Below are 19,204 nucleotides of genomic sequence, written 5' to 3'. Positions count from 1 at the left end.
ACCCTCCCCGAGCCGACTGCCGCGCCCCGCCACCATACGAGCCGGGTCCGTCAGCGGCGACGCTCCCCCGCCTGCTCAGGGATGAACGCGGCGAGGAAGTCGTCGACGAGTCGGGTCTGTGTCGCGGCCGGCAGCCGGTCGGAGTCGAACAGCGCCTGAACCACCAGGCCGTGCGTGAACGCCAGCACGGTCGTCGCAAGCCGGCCCGAGTCACCGTCGGGAAGCTCGCCCAGCCGCTGGGCGTCCTCTATGGAGGTGCGCAGCTCTGCCCGGATGCGTTCGTAGCGAAGGGTCTGGGCGGCGAACAGGTCGGGGTCGGACAGGGCGACGTCCCAGGAGCCGACCCAGATCCGGTTCATCGCCACCGCATCGGGAGTCAGCGGGAGGATGTTGAGCATCTGCGTGCGCAACGCCGCCAGTCCGGGCGCGGGAGCGGCCTGCCGGGGGCGCTGCGCGGTGCGTACCTCGAGAATGTCGAGGGCGTGGGCGATCAGCTCGCGCTTGCCCGCGAAGTAGTGGGTGACCAGTCCGGTCGAGGAGCCCAGGGCCGCCGCGACGGCGCGCATGGTGAGGCCGCCGAACCCGTGCTCGGCCAGGACCTGCCAGACCGCCTCCGAGACGTCCTGCCGGCGGGAGTCATGGTCGGTTCGTGCGGGGGTCATGGCCTGTTAGCGTACATGCCAAACGTTTGTTATGTACGGAGGTTGTGATGTTCGCGTTGCCCCTCACCGACTCGGCCGTGCTGCGCCCGCTGGAGCCCTGGCACGCCGAGGAGTTCCTCCACCACCTCGACCGGGCGCGCGGGCACATCCTGCCGTGGGTCTCGCCCGCGTTCGTCGCCCGCGACCTCGACGGGGCTCGCGCGGTACTGCGGCGTTACGCGGACAAGCGGGCCCAGGACAGCGGCGGCATCTGGGGAATCTGGCTCGACGGCCGCCTGGTCGGCGGCGTCATGCTCGTCTCCTTCGACACCGCGCTGGGCCTCTGCGAGGCGGGCTGCTGGCTGGAGCCCGGCGCACAGGGCCACGGCCTGGTCACCCGCGCCGCGGAGCGGATCATCGACTGGGCCGTCGAGGAACGCGGCATCGCTCGCGTCGAGTGGCGCACCAAGTCGCGCAACGCGCGCAGCATCGCGGTCGCGCAGCGGCTGGGAATGAGCCGCGACGGAACGCTGCGCCAGGTCTACCCGGACGGCGAAGGCGGACGGATCGATCTCGAGGTCTGGTCCGTGCTGGCCGACGAGTGGCGGGCCCGCCGCGCCGGCCAACCCCGCCTCGCGCGCAGGGGCAGCAGGTCCGCGGAGGTGAAGGCCGAACTCGACGGCCTGATGGCCACCTTCCTGGGGGCCTTCGCCAACCCGGGCGGCACCAAGCCGAACATCGGGGCGATCGAAGAGGTCTTCATCCCCGAAGGGATGATCATCAGCACCGTCGGCGAGACCCCGGTGATCTACGACCTGCGCCAGTTCGTCGAGCCTCGCGAGAAGATCCTCACCGACGGGACGCTTACCGAGTTCCGGGAATGGGAGACCACCGAGATCTACGGCTCGATCGCCCAGCGGTTCAGCGAGTACCGCAAGTCGGGCTACCTCAACGGCGAGTGGTTCGAGGGCCGGGGCGTGAAGACGACCCAGTTCGTCAGGACCCCGTCGGGCTGGAAGTTGAGCTCGCTGGCCTGGGACGACGAGCCGACCCTCGGGCAGGCTACGGCAGCTGCCTGAGCGGGACCGAACGCGGCCACCACGGTCCCTGCAGCGCCGAGGATCGCTGCTTCCGGCGAAACTGCCACCCGGGCCCGGGCAGGTCCTGTCGGTCCCGCCCGGGCCCCTCTGTGTCAGCGGCGCCCGCGGGTGTTCAGCACGATGGCGGTGGTGATCAGCCCAGCGCCGATGAGCCCGGCCGAGCTCAGGCGATCGCCGAGGAACAGGGTGGCCAGGAGTGTGGCGACGAGTGGTTCCAGCAGCGCGATCAGCGCTGCCGTACCGGCCGGGGTGGTGCGCAGGCCGCGGAAGTACAGGGCGTACGCCATCGCGGTGGGCACGGCGCCCAGCAGGAGCAGCAATCCCACGGACGTCGGGGTCGGGGCGAAGTTCATGCCGGACGTCAGTGTGGACGCGGCGGCGAGCACGGCCCCGCCGATGGCGAAGCTCACGCCGGTGGCGGTGAGATCGTCGAGACCGGCGACGGGCCGGGTGCCGATCAATGTCATCGCGGCGAAGCCGGCGGCCGACAGCAGCGCGAGTCCGCCCCCGGTGAGCGCGCCGGTGGTGGTGATGCCGTCAGCCGGCGTGCCGACGAGCAGGGCCAGACCGGCCACGGCCAGCGCCACCGCGGCGAGCATCGACGCGCTGACCCGCCGCCGTCCGGTGACCCGTTCAGCGGTCAGGACCAACGCGGGTGAGGCGCCGATGGTGAGCAGGGTGGCGAGGCTGACGTTGGTCAGCGACACCGCGGCGAAGAAGCAGGCCTGGAAAACCGCGGCGAGCAGTGCGTTCACGGCCATCCGAGCCCAGGCTTCCCGGCGGCGGGGCAGCGGTTTTCGCGTCAGGCAGAGCCAGCCGATGACGAGCAGGCCCGCGACGGCGAGCCGGTAGGACGCCACCGCGAGCGGTGACAGCCCCGTTTCGTGGGCGAGGAGGCTGCCGGTGGGGCCACCGGTGCCCCACAGCACGCCGGCGAGGACAAGCGACCACAGGCCGGTGGCGGAGCGTCGGGCGGCAACCACCGGTTGTTCGGAGACAAGCATGAGGAAATTGCTCCTGCGACGAGAGGAATGGGGGTCGCGGAAGCGGGGCGTGCCGGACTCAGCGCTGGGTGAACCGCGTGTGCAGCCGACACCGGCTGGACACGATGAGCAGAGGCGCCCCGCTCAGGAGCGCGGCGGTGAGATGATGTCGAAGGTCCGGCCCATGACCCGATCCTATGCACCGCCCGTGGTCGCCGACGTGCTGGACCGCGAGAATCTGCTCGCCGCCGTACGGGACGTGCTAGCGGCGGTGCGCCCCTGGTCAACCCCAGCGGTCGTGGAACAGCGCCATCTCCACCTCGTCGGGCTCGATGCCCCGGCGGTGCGCCTGGTCCGCCGCCCAGCCGAGGTAGGCGAGCCACTCCTCCGACACCCATCCAGACTCGCGTCGCACACCGGCGTCGACGGGCAGCCGACGCCGAACGACGCTGTCGAGGATCAGCGGTTGCCGGCCGGCCGCGCCCCGCCGGTAGCCGGCGAAGTAGAGCAGCTTGGTGAAGAACGCGGGGCCGAGCCGCGGCAGCCGCGACTCGTTCGGGTCACGCAGGCGCTGGTAGGTGGTCCGCGGGGCATCCTCCTCCGGGACCGGTGGGCGCAGCCCTTCGAGCGCGTGCGCCAGCCGCTTGCCGTCCGGGTCGCCGTCGAGGGACCGCGTGGCACGCCACGGGCCGTAGCCGATCGGACCGTAGCCCCAGATGAGCACCGCGCTCAGCAACTGCCGGGGGTCCGCCGCTCCGGCGCGCCACGCCTCGGCAACGGCGAAGACGTCCCGCCGCCACACCGACCCGACCTCTGGGAACCCGTCGGGCCAGGCGTCTGGCGGAAGCGCGGCACGCCACTTTTCGATGTGCACGGTTACTGGTTTCGGCTCGCCGGGGAGCGCCGGACTGGGCGGCTGGCTCACGCATCCTCCTCGATGTGGTGGGGATCGCTGACCGGTCACTCGAACGCTAATGACGGCGCCGGGGCGCACGCTGCCCCGCCCGGGCAGGTGGCGGTATCACATGGGACCGCCGTTCAGAACCGCCATCGCGCCGTCCGGACTCGGCGCTGCTTGCGCACGGCGTGCTCGACCCGGACCGTCAGGAGCGGCGCTCCCCCACCCGGTAGCTGACCAGGTTCGGGTCGGCCCGTAGCTGCCGCTCGGTGAACTTGATCGTGTCCCAGCCCTTGCGGGAGTAGAGGGTGGTCTGGTCGGCGTACCAGGGCGAGTTCGGGTTGGCCGACTGTGAGTAGGTGAGCAGCTGCCGACCCGACGGCCCGTCCGGCCCCAGCTCGACGGCCATGAGGTACGAGGTGCCGTGCCGCACCTTCGGGTAACCGACGCCGGGCACCAGCATGTCGACGGCCATGTTGAACGCGCCCGGCTCCGGCCGGCCGCCGTGGATCGGAATCCGCCGGCCGCCACGCGGCTCGGTCTGGAGGTCACCGAGGCGGGCGTCGAGGGGGATGCCGGCCAGCCGGCGGACGGCGTCGGCCAGCGCGGTGCGTACCTCCGGGTCGTCGACGGCGAGGCGCCGCGGGCTGGTGAGCGGCGCGGCCGGGTCGAACCGGTCGGCGAAGCGCAGCCCGCCGGCCAGGGTGAACTCGCTGAACAGGTGCGCGCCCCGGCTGTCCAGGTCGACCCGCAGGTCCCAGCCTCGCAGGGCCTTACAGGCGGCGGTGAGGTCCGTTCTGGTCCCGTCCGACGCGGCGGCCACCGGATGGGCGGTGCAGACCTTCACGAGGTCGTCGCGGACCAGCTCGCCGGCGTACGTCCGGTTGCCGAGGGTGACCGCCCACAGCCGGTCGACCGTGAAGCGGGTGCCCGGGAGCCCGTCGGTGCCGGCGAGGCGCTGCCGCACCTGCTCCACGCCGAGGCGGGTACGCAGGCTCCGCTCGGTCCGCTCGTCGCCGATGGCGCGCGGGAAGCCGGTCAGCGGGTGGGCCGGGTTGGCCAGCCAGTAGCTGTCGTTGGAGTTGGTCACGTAGTCACGGCGGACCAGCGTGGGCAGGTGGCCCGGGCCGAGGATGCCGGGCACCGCGGCGTCCGGGTCGCGGCCCAGCGCGCAGCGGGACCGCGAGCCGTCGAGGACGGCCTGGCCGCTGGTGGCGTAGAGGTCGCGCCAGGCGGGCGGGATGCAGGCGGCGGCGAGCCGGTCGGTCACCCGGGGCACGACCGAGTGGTCGGCATAGAGGGCGGCGCCGGTGCTGTCGGCGGCGATCACGTTGACCCAGGGCAGGAACTGCCGCCGGTCCAGCTCCGCGCGTAGCTCCCTGATGGTGTGCGCGCGCCCCATCGCGAGCCAGCCGTCGAGCGCGCGGAGGTTCGCGGCATTGGGGTCGGAGATGGCGTACGCGGTGTCGGCGGTCCAGTCGAAGACGCCGGGTACCAGCACGACCGGGCCGAAGTGGGTGTCGTAGAGAGTACGGCGTTCGCCTGATCCGTTGACGGCGACCGTGCGGGCGGTCATCTTCCGTGGCTTGCCGTCGTAGAGGTAGCTGGTCGGGTCGCCGGGGACGAGGGTGAGCTTGTGCCAGACGAAGCGGCGGGCCGTGGAGACGGTGTGGCTCCAGGCGAGCCGGCCGTTGTGGCCGATCTCGACGAGCGGGTCGCCGACCAGGGCGGCGCCCTCGACGTCGTAGCGGCCGGGCACCCTGAGGTGCATCCGGTAGAACCGTTCCGGGCCGTCCCACGGGAAGTGCGGGTTGGCCAGCAGCATTCCGGCGCCGCTGACGGTGGCGTCGCTTCCGAGTCCGTACGCGTTGCTGCCCAGCCCGGCGGGCGCGCCGTCGCGGGCCTTCACCACGGCGGTGGCCTTCGGTGCGGGCAGTTGGCCGCTGATCTCGCCGGCCTGTTCCGGCCCGCCCGCGCCGGTTTGCTTCCTGGTGCTCTGGCCTGGCCGCCTCGCGCTGCTTCCGGCTGGCTGGTGTGGCGGGCCGACGGCGGGTGGGGCGGCGGCGATGATGCCGTCGGCGAGGGCGGCGGAGCCGGCGCGGACCATGGTGGCCCAGTGGATGCGCCAGATGTCCAGCTCGGTGATCGGGCGCACCCACGGCCTGCCGGCGCAGGCCGGGTCGGTGAGGCGGGCCGGGCCGGTGCGGCGCAGGTAGGCGTTGTAGCCGGCGGCGAAGCCGCGGACCTGGTCGCGGACCTCCTGCGACGGGGCGTGGATGCCGTCGCGGGGGCCGGTGAGCAGCCGCTCGACGGTCCTGTCGTCGATGGCTTTCTGGTGGAACAGGTCGCTGGTGATGTTGCTGCCGTCCTCGCCGGTCGGGCCGAACCATCGGGTGCGCTGGGCGCGGACGGTCGCCACGTTCTCGGCGATGAGGCAGATGTTGTCCTCGGCCTGGGCGTAGCCGACGCCGAAGCCGAGGCTGCCGAAGTCGCGGGCGGTGATGTGGGGGACGCCGTAGGAGGCGCGGCGGATGAGGGCCTGGTAACCGCTCGCCCGGGCCGCGGCGGGGCCGGTGGGGACGATCAGGGTGACGGCGAGCAGGGCGAGGGCGGTGATCGCGGCGAGCCGGCGTCGCCACGGGTGTGAATGGGGCATGAGAGTCCTCCTCGCCTGTCAACCGTCCAAATCGGCTTGAAGTTCACGATGCCTGATTGATGCGAACATTCAGCGAAATTGCTATTTCAATCCTTTTTGGCGGCTTCGGGCGGACTGCCAGGAGCGGAGGGCGTCTCTGATTTCCTGCACCAGCAAGAGGTCCGTGATCCGCCACGCGGGTGGTACGGCGAGCTTCGGTGCCACCTCACCGGCCGCGCCGCGTCAGCCGCCTCTCAGCGCGAACGCTGGTCGGTCGACGGCTGGGCCGCCAGCCGAGGTTCCACATCCTCCGGCAGCTCAATACCGCAGAGCGCGTGGATGTAGTCGTCGTCGCGGATGAGGTTGCGCTCGCCGCAGTCGAGGCAGTGCCGGAAGACGACGGCCGCCGTGAAGCCCTCCGGACGGCAGATGCCCGCCTTGTCGAGGGCGCCCGCCACCGCCGCCCAAACGCCAGAGCGGCGGCCGCGGTGGACAATCACGCTGGTCAGGCCAGCTGGACCTGCCGCGGGCGCCGCGTCGATCGTGGGAGTGCCTCATCGGAGTTCGCGCCGGCTGTGCGGGACAACACAGCGCCAGGTCATCACAAGCCCGACCGGTACCCCGTCCACAGAGGTGAGACCAGCAGGAAGGAACCGAAGCCATGAGAGTCCTAATCGCCGGCGCCTCGGGCGCCATCGGTACGCCCCTCACCCGCCAACTCATCGCCGCCGGCCACCAGGTCGTCGGCATCAGCCGCAGCCAGTCCAACGCCGAGCGGCTGCGCGGTGCCGGTGCCGAGGCCGTGGTGGCCGACGTGCTGGACCGGGAGAACCTGCTCGCCGCCGTACGGGGTGTGCGGGCCGACGCGGTCATGCACCAGTTGACCGCGTTGCGCACCACGAACATGCGGGCGGCGCTTCAGGGCACGAACAGCCTGCGTACCACCGGAACCGCCAACCTCCTCGCGGCCGCCCGGGCGGTCGGCGCCCACCGCTTCCTCACCCAGTCGATCGTGCTCGGGTACGGCTATCACGACCACGGCCCGCACGTGATCACCGAGGACGACCCGTTCGCCGAGCCCGTGAGCGGCAAGCTCGGGGAGGCCGTCGCGGCCATCGGCTCCACCGAGGAGCAGGTGTTCTCGGCCGACGAGCTGGAGGGTGTCGCGCTGCGCTACGGATTCTTCTACGGGCAGGACAGCATGACCCGGATGATCGTCGACCTGCTGCGCAAGCGCCGGTTGCCGGTGCCCTCGTCCGGCGGCTTCGCCAACTTCATCTATCTGGACGACGCCGCCGCCGCGACCGTGGCCGCCCTGGAGAAGGGGCGCGCCGGGCAGGCGTACAACATCGTCGACGACGAGCCGGTGCGCTGGGGGGATTACCTGGACACGTTCGCCGCCGAGCTCGGGGCACGCCGGCCGTGGCGGGTGCCGAGCTGGATGCTGCGGCCCATCCCGTACGTCCACGCCATGATGACCACCTCGATGCGCGTCTCCAACGCCAAGGCCAAGCGTGAGCTGGGCTGGGCTCCGGCGGTGCCGACGTACCGCGAGGGCATCCCGCTGGCGGCGAGAGCGAACTCCTGAACCTGCGCACCCTGACCGCCACGGGCGCACCCCGGCGGATCCGGCGCACCCTGACCGCCACGACGGCCGGGGCGCTCGCGCTGCTCGGCGCCCTCCTCGGCGTCGTTGGCGCCTATGTCGGGTTGGCCAGCGTGCTGCACCGCGACCTCGACGCGCTCACCGACGTGCCGGTCGCGCACCTGGCGGCGACGGTTGTCGGGCTGCCGCTGCTCGCCGCGGTCGCCGGGTGGGTGCTCGCCGGCCGCGAACCACAATGGCTGGGCCGCCGCCGGCTGGACTAACTGCCCGAATCCGGGTGCTGGCCCGTCAAGCGATGGTGTTCAGCTCGGCCAGCGCGTCGTCGGGAAGGGTCAGCGCAGCGGCGGAGACGTTCTCGCGCAGGTGCGCGACGGACGAGGTGCCGGGGATGAGCAGGATGTTCGGGGAGCGCTGTAGCAGCCAGGCCAGCGCCACCGCCATCGGTGTGACGCCGAGGCGGGCGGCGACCCCGTTCAGCTCCTCGGACTGCAGCGGGGAGAAGCCGCCCAGCGGGAAGTAGGGCACGAACGCGATGCCCTGCGCGGCGAGGGAGTCGATGAGGGCGTCGTCGTCCCGGTTGGCGATGTTGTAGAAGTTCTGCACGCACACGACCGGCGCGATGGACTGCGCCTCGGCAACCTGCTCGGCGTTGACGGTGCTGAGCCCGAGATGCCTGATCAGCCCCTGCTGCTGCAGCTGCGCGAGGACCGTGAACGGCTCTTCGATCGAGCCGGGGGTGGGCCGGTCGAACCCGCCGACGCGCAGGTTGACCACGTCGAGCACGTCGAGGCCGAGGCGGTCCAGGTTGTCGTGCACGGCCTGGCGCAGCTGCTCCGGCGCGAGGGCCTGCGGCCAGTTGCCCTCGGCGTCGCGCAGCGCCCCCACCTTGGTCACGATGTGCAGGTCGTCGGGGTACGGGTGCAGAGCCTCCCGGATGATCTCGTTGGTGACGTACGGGCCGTAGTAGTCGGCCGTGTCGATGTGGTTGATCCCCAGGTCGACGGCCTCCCGCAGCACGGCGACGGCGGCGTCGCGGTCGGCCGGTGGACCGAAGACGTGCGGGCCGGCCAACTGCATCGCGCCGTACCCCATCCGGGTGACCGTCAGATCCCCCAGGCTGAAGGTCCCGCCGGGAAGGCTGGTCAGTGTCATGGGAATTCCTCTCCCTGTTGTCGCAAATCCGCAAGCTTCCCGCCGACGGGGCCAGCAAACCCTCGCGCCGGCTGGGGAACGCCCCATCGCGGGCGGACCGGTGGCCGCAGCAGCCCGGCGCGATCATGCTCAATCCGGGTGGGGGCGGACAACATCGCCGCCGCCCCGGGGCGGGAGCGCCCCGGGTTCAGGTCCGTACCTGCTCGGCGGCTCGGGCGAGGTGGGTCAGGAGGGTGGCGGTGGCGGGCGGGTCGGGCGGCTGCCCGTACACGGCGGCGTCGATTCGCCGGCCCGGGCCGGGTAGCCGAACCGCTCGTACCCGGGTGTGTCGTTGCGCGGCCAGGGCCAACCCGGGCAGGGTGGTGACCCCAAGGCCGGCGGCGACGAGTGCCTGGACGGCGACGTAGTCGTCGGTGGTGAAGGCGATGTCGGGCCGGAAACCGGCTTCGGCGCAGCTGTGCACCAGATGGGCCCGGCACCGTTCGCAGCCGGTGATCCAGCGCCGAGCGGCGTGGTCGGACAGCCGGTCACCGGCCATGTCCAGGGGCGTGACCAGGTAGATCGGCTCGGTGAGCAGGCGGATGCCGCGCAGCCCGGTGTCGTCGGACGTGTCGGGGTAGGTGAACAGGACGGCGACGTCGACCTCGCCGGCGCGGAGCAGGCGGACCGCGTCGGGCGGTTCGGCTTCGGTGAAGCGCAGTTCCACGTCGGGGTGCTCGGCGACGAAGGCGGCGGCGGCCTGCGGCACGAACGTGCCGAGCGCGGACGGGAACGCGGCCAACCGGACCCGGCCGGCGCGCAGCCCCGTGTACGAGGCGAGGTCGGCTTCGGCCGCGTCGAGCCGCCCGAGGATCTCCTCTGCCCGTTGGGCCAGCATCCGGCCGGCTTCGGTGAGCCGGATACCGCGGCCCACGCGCTGCACGAGTTGGCTGCCGGTTTCCGCCTCGAGCCGAGCGATGTGGTGGCTCACCGACGCCTGGGCGTACCCGAGGGCGCGGGCGGCCCCGGTGACCGAACCGCACCGGGCGACCGCGGCGAGCACCCGCAGCCGTGTCACGTCGAGCACGGCGCAAACATATCAACCGGACCGATGAAACCTGCCGAGGATTGGCATTGGACCGATGGAAGGTCGGGCGGCGACGATGGGTGAATGGACAACGCCCTGACCTTCGCCGACGTCGTCGCCGCGCAAGATCTCCTGGCCGGGCACCTACCCGCCACGCCGATGTGGTCGTATCCGGCGCTGGACGCCGTAGCCGGCGCCACGGTGTACGTGAAGCATGAGAACGTGCAGCCGGTGGGCGCGTTCAAGGTGCGCGGCGGGCTCACCCTGCTCGCCGGCCTTCCCGCCGAGCAACGCGAGCGCGGCCTGGTCACCTACTCCACCGGCAACCATGCCCAGTCCATCGCGTACGCGTCAGCCATCTTCGGAGCACCGTGCACGGTCGTCATGCCCCTGACGGCCAGCGCGGAGAAGGTCCGGGCGCTGCGTGCGCTCGGCGCCACCGCGGTTCTGCACGGTCCGGACCTGGCCGCCGCCCAGCGGCACGCGGAGCAGCTGGCGACAGCCGCCGACGCGCTCCTGGTCAGTCCCGGTGACACCGCGGCGCTGCTGGCCGGCGTCGGGACGCTGTACGTGGAGGTCTTCACGGCCCGCCCGGACCTGGACGCGGTGGTGGTGCCGGTCGGCAGCGGCACCGGCGCCGCGGCGGCATGCCTTGTCGCCGCCAAGCTCGCCCCGCATTGCCGGGTCATCGCCGTCCAGTCCGCGGCCTCCCGGGCCGCGTACGACTCTTGGCGGGCCGGTACGTGCGTCGAGCGTCCCAACCGAACCGGGGTCGACGGGCTGGCCACCGGGCGCGGGTTCGCCCTGCCGCAACAGCTGATGCGTACCGGCCTGGCCGACTTCCACCTGGTGGACGACGAGCAGATCGGCGCCGCGCAACGGCTGCTGGCCAGCCACGCGCACACCCTCGCCGAGGGTGCCGGAGCCGCCGCGCTCGCCGCCGTACTCGCCCGCCCGGACACGTTCGCCGGCCAGCGCGTCGCGGTGGTGTGCACCGGCGGCAACGCCTCGGCCGCGGAGATCGCCGCGCTGGGCGCATGACGCCTCGACCTCGAGCGCCAGATCCTGGCCGGCCAGAGCGCCCGCTAAGGTTAGAGCAGCCTGACTCGCAGGCAAGAATCCCGGAATGGCCGGAAGGGCCACAAGTTTGACGGGCGAGAGCGGTGACCGCGGCGAGCCGGCGTCGCCACGGATGTGAATAGGGCATCAGAGTCCTCCTCGCCTGCCAACTGTCCAAATCGGGTCGAAGTCCACGATGTCCGTGTGATGCGAACTTTCAGGGAAACTGCTATTCAATCCGTTTGGCGGCTTCGGACGGACTGCCAGGAGCGGAGGGCGTCTCTGATTCGCTGGCTTTCGTGGCGGGCCTCGTCCCGCTCGTGCGTACGGCGTTGCAGTTCGAAGGCGAGCCGGTGCAGCAGCGCGTCGACGTCCTCGGGTCGGTAACCCTTTCGTGCGGTAGGGATCCGTAGGGCGGCGATCCGGGTCGGGGTGAGCGGGCCGGCCAGGGCGTGGCGGCTGCGGTAAACGGTCATTGCCACGGGATCCGGTTCGGCAGGTGCAGGTGATTGGCGGGCACGCCGGCGGCGAGCAGCCGCAGCCGCGCGCCGGCCAGCATCAGCGGCGGCCCGCAGACGTAGACGTGCTGGCCCGGGCGGTGGTGGTAGAGGCCGACGGTCAGCGCGTCGCCCTGCTCGGCCGGCTCCGCGTAGAGGTCGTGGGAGAAGAACGCCGGCACGATGGTCAGCCAGTCGTGGCGCAGCTTGTCGAGGGTGATCGCGTCGTACAGGCTCTCCACCGATCGGGCCCCGACGACCAGCGTGACCCGTCGGCTGCCCGGGCTCGCCGCGACCTGCTCGACCAGGGCGCGCAGCGGGGCCAGGCCGGTGCCGCCGGCGACCAGCAGCAGGTCTCGACCATCGCCCAGGTGCAGGCCGGTGTCCGCGGGTGGACCGAGGTGAAGGAGTTCGCCGGGGCGTACCTCGTGGACCAGGCTGGTGGAGACGGCGCCGCCGCGGACCGCGCGGACATGCAGCTCGACGGTGCCGTCCGGGCGCGGCGCGTTCGCCGGGCAGTACCAGCGCCACCGGCCCGGGTGGCGCGGCGTGCAGACCGGCACCGCCTGGCCGGGCCGCCAGAGCAGCCGCCGCCACGGCCGTACGGTGAGGACGGCGATGCCGTCGGCGGCCCGGTCATGGTCGATGACCTCCGCCGGCCACCAGGCCGGGCCTTCCCCCGCCCGGCGGGCGGCCCGCTCGACCCTTCGCCAGGGCACCCTGGTCCGTAGCGCGTCGTCGATGACTCCCTCGTGCTCCGGTCGCAGGCCGTAGTGGCGGTAGGCGCGGCCGAGCACGGTGAGCAGCGCCAGTCTGTTGGGTCGGCTGTCCTCGCGCGTGAGCTGACGCAGCGCGGCCTCGACGAGCGGGCCGTCCCGCTCGGGCAGCAGGCCGGGACAGCGGTCCTCGACCTGTTCCCAGAAGGTCGGCCGGCTCAAGGCTCCGGTCAGGTAGTCGGTGGCGCGGCGGTGCTGGGCCTCCGACCAGCCCAGGTGCGGCAGCTCCTCCCCGGTGGTCAGCGTCCGCGCGACGTGCGCCTTCAGCCGGTCCCAGTCCAACCCCATCAGGTACGGGGACAGCTCGGCGTCCGCCGCGACGAGGCTGAGCCAGCGGGCGGCTGCCTCTCGAAACTCCGCCTCGGTCACGCCGGGTCCCCGAGCTGGTCTCCGCTGAGGCCGGCGGCTTCGAGCGTTGCGTGGCCCCAGCGGGCCAGGCGGCACGGGTAGATGACGTGTTCGCTGCGGCAAAGCAGGGCGTGCGGCCAGGGCTCGGGTACGTGGACCCGGACCGCCCGCGCGGCGAGGGCCAGGTCCTCGTCGGTAACCGGGGTGAGCACGGGGAAGTCGGCGAGTGCGGCGGACATCGGTGGGCGCCTCCGGCATCGTGGTGCGTGGAGTGGCGCCGGGGCGGGCGGGGACGGTCGCCGTCGTTCGGGTCGACGGCGACCGGAGCCAGCACCCGCCCCGGGCCATGCATTCACCCTGGTCAGCCGCTCGAACCGACAACACGACTACGCACTGCACCTTGGCGGAAACTGCGCTGCACTTGTTGGCGCTAAGCTGCCCCAATACCGATCTCGACGTGATCGAAGGCGGCACGATGACGACCGTGCACCGATGGACCGGCCGGGAGACGCGAGCTCTACGCCAGGCACTGCGAATGAGCATCCGGGAGTTTTCGGCGCACCTCGGCGTTGCTGAACGCACCGTGTCGAAGTGGGAAGCCGGGCAGAAGGCGGTTCGCCCGCGACTGGAGATGCAGGCCGCTCTCGATACGGCACTGAGCAAGGCCGGCGAGGACGTCCGCGACCGGTTCACGGTGATGCTCCATACCGACGAGTCACGCCCCGTCTCCGGGGCTGTCCAGCCAGATCTCGGCACACTCGCGCGTCAGCGGGTGGCCGCAGCCCGTGCCGCCACCGCCCAGACTGCCGACGAATTCGCGGAACTGCTAGCTTCCGCCCTCGGCTGGCGCCCGAATGGCGAGACGGTACTGAGCTGGGAGAGCAACGAGACCCCGCCCGGCGACGTCATGCTCGCGCTCAACACGCTGGAGCGGCAACCTACGCCGCGGCCGTCCGATGCGCTTGCCGGTTTGACAGCCGTCTACCCGAGCCGGTCGCAGCTCTCGGCGCACCTACCGCCGGACCAGCTTCTTGACGGCGCCCAGGACATCCGAGCGGTCGGCCTGTCGCTCAATATGCTCTGCCAGGGCTACGCCGACCGCCGCTGGCAGGCGCTACTCGCGAACGGCGCCCGAGTCCGATGCCTCTTCCTCAATCCGGCCGGCTCGGCGATCCAGGCCCGCGAGGTGGAGGAAGGGTTCCCGGCTGGTCAGCTCTCGGCGCTGACCAAGCTCAACATTGAAACGCTGCTACGGGTGCGTGACCGGTTGCCTGCAGACCTGCAGGACAGCATGAACCTCGCGACCTACGACGAGACGCTTCGCTTCAACATCGTCTTGGTGGACGATCTGTGTGTGGCGCAGCCCTACCTCGCAGACAGCCGCGGCATCGACTCCCCCGCCTTCGTCATTGGCCGTGACGAGGCGGGAACCGGGCTGTACCCGGTGTTTGAGCAGGTCTTCGAGTCGCAGTGGCAGCGGCGGCGGGTGCTGTGAGCGACTACCATGACCTGCTGCCGGTCGCGGTGGAAGCCGTGAGGCGCGCGTCCGAGACGATGCGGCGGCGACCACCAGGCATGCTCACCGTGAAGGGTGACCGCGACGTCGCCTCGGAAGTGGACTACGCGATCGAGCGTGAGGTCCGGACGTTCCTGGTCACAGAGACGCCTGAGATCGGCTTCCTCGGCGAGGAAGAGGGACCAGTCGGCCCGGCCGAGATGCAGTGGGTCCTCGATCCGATTGACGGCACGGCAAATTTCGTACGCGGCCTGCCCCTGTGCGCCGTCTCGCTCGCTCTCGTGCACGGGAGCGAGGCGGTCCTCGGCGTCATCGAGCTGCCCTTCCTCGAATCTCGATTCACCGCCGCCAAGGCCGACGGCGCCTACGCGAACGGCCAAAGGATCAGGGCGAGCAGCATCAGCCGCCTGAGCGACGCCATCGTCGCCGTTGGCGACTACGCGGTAGGCACGGACGCCGAGGACAGGAACCGCTTACGACTCGCCCTGACAGCTCAGCTCGCCGCTGACGTACAGCGAGTACGCATGACCGGCAGCGCTGCACTCGACCTGGCATGGCTCGCCGAGGGTAGGCTGGACGCCGCGCTGACCCTGTCGAACCATGCCTGGGACATGGCGGCAGGAGTAGTCATCGCACGGGCAGCGGGAGCCGTCGTCGTCGACCAAGACGGTGGGGATCATGACCTCCACTCGACCGTCACTCTCGCGGTCGCACCTCTGCTTGCGGAGGCTGTCCTTGCGACTTACCACAAGGCTGCCTCCGCGGCGACGGGCGATCAATGATCTTGCGACTCCGGCCGGTTGAACGCCCCGGAAGCGCCCGCCGCGTGCCCTTGCCGTTGACAGCCGTTGACCAAGGCGGCGAAAGCGTCCTCGCGATCCTCGGCCGCGCTGGAGATCGGGTCGCGGCTCGATACGTCGCGGTTGCCGACAGTGCTGGTCGGTCGACGGGCCCAGGTACACGTCGACTTGGCGGCAGCGGCGTTCATGTCTCCGGCGATCGATCAGTCTCCGTGCTGCACCTTCTTGAGGCCGAGCGGGTGGGCGCCGAGGTGGTTTACGCCAATGTGCAGGCGCGAGCGCTACTGCTGGACCTGCTGGCCAAGGAACGGCGGGCGCCTACGCCAGGGCTGCGGCCGCTGGCGGAGCGGGCTGGGCTGCTGGCATGAATCGACGGGGTGTGCTGGCTCTGGTGGTCTGTGCCGCTCCTCCGGTGCTGCGGATCGGTGAGCTGATTGAACTGCTGCTCGCAGACGGGTGGGCCGTCTGCGTGACCGCTACGCCGACAGCGGCGACGTGGATTGATCGGGAGGCCTTGGCGCGCCAGACGGGGTATCCGGTGCGGGTGGAGTGGCGGATGCCCGGTGAGCCGGAACCGCACCCGTCGGCGGATGTAGTTGCCGTGGTGCCGGCCACCTTCAACGTCATCAACAAGTGGGCGCTGGGGATCAACGACACGCTCGCGCTCGGCATCCTCAACGAGACACTCGGCACCGGCATCCCGGTATACGCCTTCCCGAACGTCAAGACTCAGCTTGCCGCCCACCCGAGCTACGACCGACACCTGAGACAACTTGTGAGTGCCGGCGTCCAGGCAATGTCGATGACGAGCGATCCCAACTGGCAGATCGTCGGCGACCGACTCCACGCGTCCACTCGACCCAGGCCTTCTGTTTGATCGGGCTCACGCCGGATCGTCGTCCAAACGGCGACTGCTTCAGACTCGCGTGTTCGTATCTATAACCTGTCTGCATCCTGGCGGGCGCGGTACGCGTTGATCCCGTGACTCGGCCATCTCGGCGGCTTAGGAAACCGATGCTCTATCCCCTGAGCTACGAGGGCGCGAGGGCCTAGTCTCGCGACCTGGGGGTTCACCTGGGGTGGCAGGGAGTGGCACACGTTCACCCACGTTCCCCGCACCCCCGTTCTCCCAGCCAAGGACCACACCCGGAGCACACGCACCCCGGTTTGCGACCGGCGGTCGGCCGCGGTGACTCGCGTTGGCACGGGTTGACCCGGGTTGGCATCCGCTGGAGAGCACACACCGCGCACATCATCGAAGATCATGATGCCGCCCAACTCCCCGGCTCAGGAGTCGCCGGCCGGCAGGGCGCGCCGGGGGCGGCAACCCTCCGCGAGCTCGGGCCCTGACTCAGGCCACGATGCGGACGCAGGAGCAGCGTTCGGCATGAGGCCCGCACGAGGCTCGCCGCCCGGATCAGCCACGGGCTGCCCGGACCCGCTCTCACAGTTTGCCCTCCCGCGAGTCCCCTGAGTCGGGATCCTTTTTGCTTAGGTGGTGCGCCACCACTGTCACAGGCTTCGGCGCGGGTTACGGGTTCGGCAGGGTGGTGCGCCAGGCGGCGGCGAGTGCTGCCACGTCGGGGTATCGGTCGGCGGGTGCCGTGGTGGTGGCACGGACGGCTACCTGTTGTTGGTGGCGAGAGCCGCGCCAGCCGTGTGGGGAGTCGAGGAGATGGTGGATGGTGCGGCCCAGGGTGTAGACGGTGGTGCGCTGGTCGATGACGGTGCCGCAGACGAATTCTTAGGGGGCCATGTACCGGCGGGATCCGGGGAGGCGGTCGGTGTCGAGGGTGAACGGCCCGGGACGGTACTCGTCGAGGTCGATCAGGCGTAGTCGACGGGCGCGGAAGTCGTAGAGGAACCAGCCGTCGTAGAGGTCGACCGCGACGTAGCCGGCGGCGGCGACGGCCAGGTGCGCGTCGAGGATGGTGTCGATGGCCCTTTCGACGTTGCGCAGGGGTAGTTGCTGGAACCGGTACAGGGCGCTGCGGTCCGAACCGTGAACGGTGGCGTGGTTCAGCACGCTGCCGTCATGCCACGGGTAGACAAGTGTCGGCCCGTCGAGGACGTATTGGGGGCGCACGATGGCCGGGTGCCGGACCGCGGCGTGGAACCGGGCGGCCCGCAGCAAGGAACGGCGGCTCCGCACGGTGGTGGCTGTCTTGACGAACCAGCGGCGTCCGGACACCTCAACGCCGTAGGAGACGCACCCGGAGTCCTGGGCGTCGAAGACCACGAACGCGGAGTCCAGGGGTAGCTCCCTCACGTAGAGGACAGTACGGCCGGATCCCTTCGCAGAGCGCGAACGCCGCCCGCAGCGGACGTGGAGAGTCCCATGGTTGTGGCATCGTGTCACCGCAAGGGGGAGGTGACGCAGGTGGATGTGTCGTCCGCGCCGAGAGCAATAGTCAAGAGTTGTGGATGAGAAATCTTGATTAGGCGGCTGTCGCCGTGCTCGTGAGGTGCTCGGCGGCGGGTCGTTCGACGAGTTTGCCGCGTTCGAAGCGGGCGCCGGCGCGGACCAGGGCGACGAGGTGGGGTGCGTTGACGGCCCGCCACCGCTGTTGGGCGGCCTCGATGAGCTTGAACGCTATGGCGAGGCCGGCGGCCTTGGAGCCGGGGCCCTTGGTGACCTTGGTGCGGTGCCGGACCGTGGCGAAGGTCGATTCGATCGGGTTGGTGGTGCGCAGGTGCACCCAGTGCTCGGCGGGGAAGTCGTAGAACGCGAGGAGCTCGTCGAGATCGTCGACGACCTGGCGACGGCTTTGCCGAACTTCGCCCCGTAGGCGAGCTTGAACGCGGCGACGCCGCGCCGGGCGTGGTCGCGGTCTTCGGCGTTCCAGATCTCGGCCAGGGCCTTCTTCGCCCCGGGATGGGCGGATTTCGGTAGCGCGGCGAGGACGTTGGCGATCTTGTGGAACCAGCAGCGCTGCTCCCGTGTCTCGGGGAACACCTCGCGTAGCGCGTTCCAGAACCCGAGCGCCCCGTCACCGACGGCCAGGATCGGGGCGCGCATGCCCCGCCGCTTGCAGTCGCGGAGCAGGTCGGACCATGACCCGGCCGACTCGCGGTAGCCCTCGGCGAGGGCGACGAGTTCCTTGCGGCCGTCGACGCGCACCCCGACCACGACGAGCAGGCACAGTTTCGCCTCGTCCAGGCGCACGTTCAGGTGCACGCCATCGGCCCACACGTACACGTAGTCGACCGTCGACAGGTCCCGACCGCCGAACGCGCGGGCCTCGTCCTGCCACTGGACGGTCAACCGGGTGATCGTGGCCGCGGACAGGCCCGAGCTGGTGCCGAGGAACTGCTCCAACGCTGGCACGAAGTCCTGCGAGGACAGCCCGTGCAAGTACAGCAGTGGCAACACCTCGCTGATCCGCGGGGACTTGCGGCACCACGCCGGCAGGATCGCCGAGGCGAACCGCTTACGCTCGCCGGTGCTCTCGTCGACGCGCTTGTCGTTGACCCGCGTCGCGGCCACCTCCACCGCCCCGGCCGAGGTGAGCACCTGCCGCGGCCTTGCGTGACCGTTGCGCACCACCAGCCTGCGGCCCTGCTCGTCGACCTGGTCGGTGTGCGCGGCGATGTATGCGGCGACCTCAGCTTCGACAGCCGCGGCCAGCATCCGACACGCTCCGTCGCGCACGATCTCGTCGATCAACGACCCACCGGACCCGGCCGGCTCGGACACGGTCGCTGGCGTGGGCTCCTCAGGGTTGACTACCGTAAGCACGGGCGTACCTTCCCGACCCGCGTTGGCACGCGGTTCTACTCGATTCCTCGGACTCGCCGGGAGGGTACGCCCCCACGGCGCTCATCCACAGGTTTCGAGCATTGCTCGCCAGCCCACGATCTCATCGATAAACACAAGCGCGACAGCTTGCCCGCCCCATGAGTGACCACAACAGACAGACAGTGCGACCACCTGACCCGTCGCACGAATAGCATCGACGCGTACAGTTGCAGGGCTGGCATCGTCCACACGTCGGTCACGCCAATGAGCTGCTCAAACTCCAGATCAGGCAAGTGCGGCTGGAGTACTAATAGTGCTTTGTTAGGTTGGGACGAGTTGGCGGCAGAGGGGGCAGAACCCGAGCCAGGTTGCGAGTAGGTACTGCAGT

General features: G+C 70.7%; 17 protein-coding genes and 2 pseudogenes. 8 read left to right on the top strand and 11 right to left on the bottom strand.

From position 1 onward, the window contains the following. Positions 1–50: 50 nt before the first annotated feature. Positions 51–662 (bottom strand): TetR family transcriptional regulator C-terminal domain-containing protein, encoded by a 612-nt coding sequence (locus B0E53_RS10290; protein ID WP_107075828.1) that lies wholly within the window; start codon positions 660–662, stop codon positions 51–53. 47 nt (positions 663–709) lie between these two features. On the opposite strand from B0E53_RS10290, the pseudogene B0E53_RS39235 reads away from it, so the two are divergent. Further along, positions 710–1,258: pseudogene (locus B0E53_RS39235) on the top strand (GNAT family protein); the annotation flags it as partial. Between the two features lie 575 nt (positions 1,259–1,833). On the opposite strand, the gene B0E53_RS10280 reads toward B0E53_RS39235, so the two are convergent. The 4 genes from B0E53_RS10280 to B0E53_RS10265 form a co-directional block, all read right to left on the bottom strand. After that, positions 1,834–2,745 (bottom strand): EamA family transporter, encoded by a 912-nt coding sequence (locus B0E53_RS10280; RefSeq protein ID WP_107075826.1) that lies wholly within the window; start codon positions 2,743–2,745, stop codon positions 1,834–1,836. Between the two features lie 262 nt (positions 2,746–3,007). Next, a complete protein-coding gene (locus B0E53_RS10275) occupies positions 3,008–3,649 on the bottom strand; it encodes a hypothetical protein (RefSeq protein WP_146167640.1) in 642 nt (213 codons plus the stop codon). 178 nt (positions 3,650–3,827) lie between these two features. Then, positions 3,828–6,278, bottom strand: coding sequence for an acylase (locus B0E53_RS10270; protein ID WP_107075824.1), 2,451 nt, complete (start codon positions 6,276–6,278; stop codon positions 3,828–3,830). A gap of 233 nt (positions 6,279–6,511) precedes the next feature. Further along, entirely contained in the window at positions 6,512–6,757 is a 246-nt protein-coding gene (locus B0E53_RS10265; RefSeq protein ID WP_146167639.1) for a hypothetical protein, read from the bottom strand. 161 nt (positions 6,758–6,918) lie between these two features. Between B0E53_RS10265 and B0E53_RS10260 the strand changes: the two genes are divergently transcribed. Further along, entirely contained in the window at positions 6,919–7,845 is a 927-nt protein-coding gene (locus B0E53_RS10260; protein WP_107075822.1) for an NAD(P)-dependent oxidoreductase, read from the top strand. A gap of 131 nt (positions 7,846–7,976) precedes the next feature. Then, positions 7,977–8,126, top strand: coding sequence for a hypothetical protein (locus B0E53_RS37480; RefSeq protein WP_168215285.1), 150 nt, complete (start codon positions 7,977–7,979; stop codon positions 8,124–8,126). Positions 8,127–8,151: 25 nt separating this feature from the next. Here the strand turns inward: B0E53_RS37480 and B0E53_RS10255 are convergent, their stop codons facing one another. Next, positions 8,152–9,015 (bottom strand): aldo/keto reductase family oxidoreductase, encoded by an 864-nt coding sequence (locus B0E53_RS10255; protein ID WP_107075821.1) that lies wholly within the window; start codon positions 9,013–9,015, stop codon positions 8,152–8,154. A 187-nt stretch (positions 9,016–9,202) separates the two neighbouring features. Beyond that, positions 9,203–10,081 (bottom strand): LysR family transcriptional regulator, encoded by an 879-nt coding sequence (locus B0E53_RS10250; RefSeq protein WP_107075820.1) that lies wholly within the window; start codon positions 10,079–10,081, stop codon positions 9,203–9,205. 84 nt (positions 10,082–10,165) lie between these two features. On the opposite strand from B0E53_RS10250, the gene B0E53_RS10245 reads away from it, so the two are divergent. Then, complete coding sequence (locus tag B0E53_RS10245; RefSeq protein WP_107075819.1) at positions 10,166–11,122, top strand: pyridoxal-phosphate dependent enzyme; 957 nt, start codon at positions 10,166–10,168, stop codon at positions 11,120–11,122. Positions 11,123–11,612: 490 nt separating this feature from the next. Here B0E53_RS10245 and B0E53_RS10235 read toward each other — a convergent pair whose 3' ends face one another. Next, positions 11,613–12,782: an FAD-binding oxidoreductase gene (locus B0E53_RS10235; protein WP_107075817.1), complete on the bottom strand. Its 1,170-nt coding sequence runs from the start codon at positions 12,780–12,782 to the stop codon at positions 11,613–11,615. Continuing rightward, positions 12,779–13,000, bottom strand: a complete 222-nt coding sequence (locus B0E53_RS10230; RefSeq protein ID WP_107075816.1) for a hypothetical protein — start codon at positions 12,998–13,000, stop codon at positions 12,779–12,781. The genes B0E53_RS10235 and B0E53_RS10230 overlap by 4 nt, the downstream gene beginning before the upstream one ends. 161 nt (positions 13,001–13,161) lie before the next feature. Here B0E53_RS10230 and B0E53_RS10225 point away from each other — a divergent pair, with 161 nt between their 5' ends. From B0E53_RS10225 to B0E53_RS10215, 4 genes are all read left to right on the top strand, one after another. After that, positions 13,162–14,256 (top strand): DUF5919 domain-containing protein, encoded by a 1,095-nt coding sequence (locus B0E53_RS10225; protein ID WP_246835329.1) that lies wholly within the window; start codon positions 13,162–13,164, stop codon positions 14,254–14,256. Then, positions 14,253–15,059 (top strand): inositol monophosphatase family protein, encoded by an 807-nt coding sequence (locus tag B0E53_RS10220; RefSeq protein ID WP_107075842.1) that lies wholly within the window; start codon positions 14,253–14,255, stop codon positions 15,057–15,059. Before B0E53_RS10225 ends, B0E53_RS10220 begins: the two co-directional genes overlap by 4 nt. A 230-nt stretch (positions 15,060–15,289) precedes the next feature. Next, on the top strand, positions 15,290–15,445 hold the full coding sequence (locus B0E53_RS37475; RefSeq protein ID WP_168215284.1) for a hypothetical protein: 156 nt from the start codon (positions 15,290–15,292) through the stop codon (positions 15,443–15,445). Then, on the top strand, positions 15,442–15,954 hold the full coding sequence (locus B0E53_RS10215; protein WP_107075814.1) for a flavoprotein: 513 nt from the start codon (positions 15,442–15,444) through the stop codon (positions 15,952–15,954). Before B0E53_RS37475 ends, B0E53_RS10215 begins: the two co-directional genes overlap by 4 nt. Before the next feature lie 867 nt (positions 15,955–16,821). Here the strand turns inward: B0E53_RS10215 and B0E53_RS10210 are convergent. Both B0E53_RS10210 and B0E53_RS10205 read right to left on the bottom strand, forming a co-directional pair. Continuing rightward, positions 16,822–17,346 (bottom strand): serine/threonine protein kinase, encoded by a 525-nt coding sequence (locus B0E53_RS10210; protein WP_246835328.1) that lies wholly within the window; start codon positions 17,344–17,346, stop codon positions 16,822–16,824. Positions 17,347–17,515: 169 nt separating this feature from the next. After that, positions 17,516–18,774, bottom strand: a pseudogene (locus B0E53_RS10205) (IS256 family transposase). Positions 18,775–19,204: the final 430 nt, after the last annotated feature.

Source organism: Micromonospora sp. MH33 (assembly GCF_003013775.1).
Lineage (GTDB): Bacteria > Actinomycetota > Actinomycetes > Mycobacteriales > Micromonosporaceae > Micromonospora > Micromonospora fulviviridis.
This window is presented reverse-complemented; position numbering and strand designations above follow the sequence as displayed.

Excerpts from the sequence above, each read along its gene's own strand:
- B0E53_RS10230 (WP_107075816.1), bottom strand. The coding sequence starts at position 13,000 with ATGTCCGCCGCACTCGCCGACTTCCCCGTGCTCACCCCGGTTACCGAC.
- B0E53_RS10245 (WP_107075819.1), top strand. The coding sequence starts at position 10,166 with ATGGACAACGCCCTGACCTTCGCCGACGTCGTCGCCGCGCAAGATCTC.
- B0E53_RS10255 (WP_107075821.1), bottom strand. The coding sequence starts at position 9,015 with ATGACACTGACCAGCCTTCCCGGCGGGACCTTCAGCCTGGGGGATCTG.
- B0E53_RS10290 (WP_107075828.1), bottom strand. The coding sequence starts at position 662 with ATGACCCCCGCACGAACCGACCATGACTCCCGCCGGCAGGACGTCTCG.
- B0E53_RS10215 (WP_107075814.1), top strand. The coding sequence starts at position 15,442 with ATGAATCGACGGGGTGTGCTGGCTCTGGTGGTCTGTGCCGCTCCTCCG.
- B0E53_RS10260 (WP_107075822.1), top strand. The coding sequence starts at position 6,919 with ATGAGAGTCCTAATCGCCGGCGCCTCGGGCGCCATCGGTACGCCCCTC.
- B0E53_RS10280 (WP_107075826.1), bottom strand. The coding sequence starts at position 2,745 with ATGCTTGTCTCCGAACAACCGGTGGTTGCCGCCCGACGCTCCGCCACC.
- B0E53_RS10270 (WP_107075824.1), bottom strand. The coding sequence starts at position 6,278 with ATGCCCCATTCACACCCGTGGCGACGCCGGCTCGCCGCGATCACCGCC.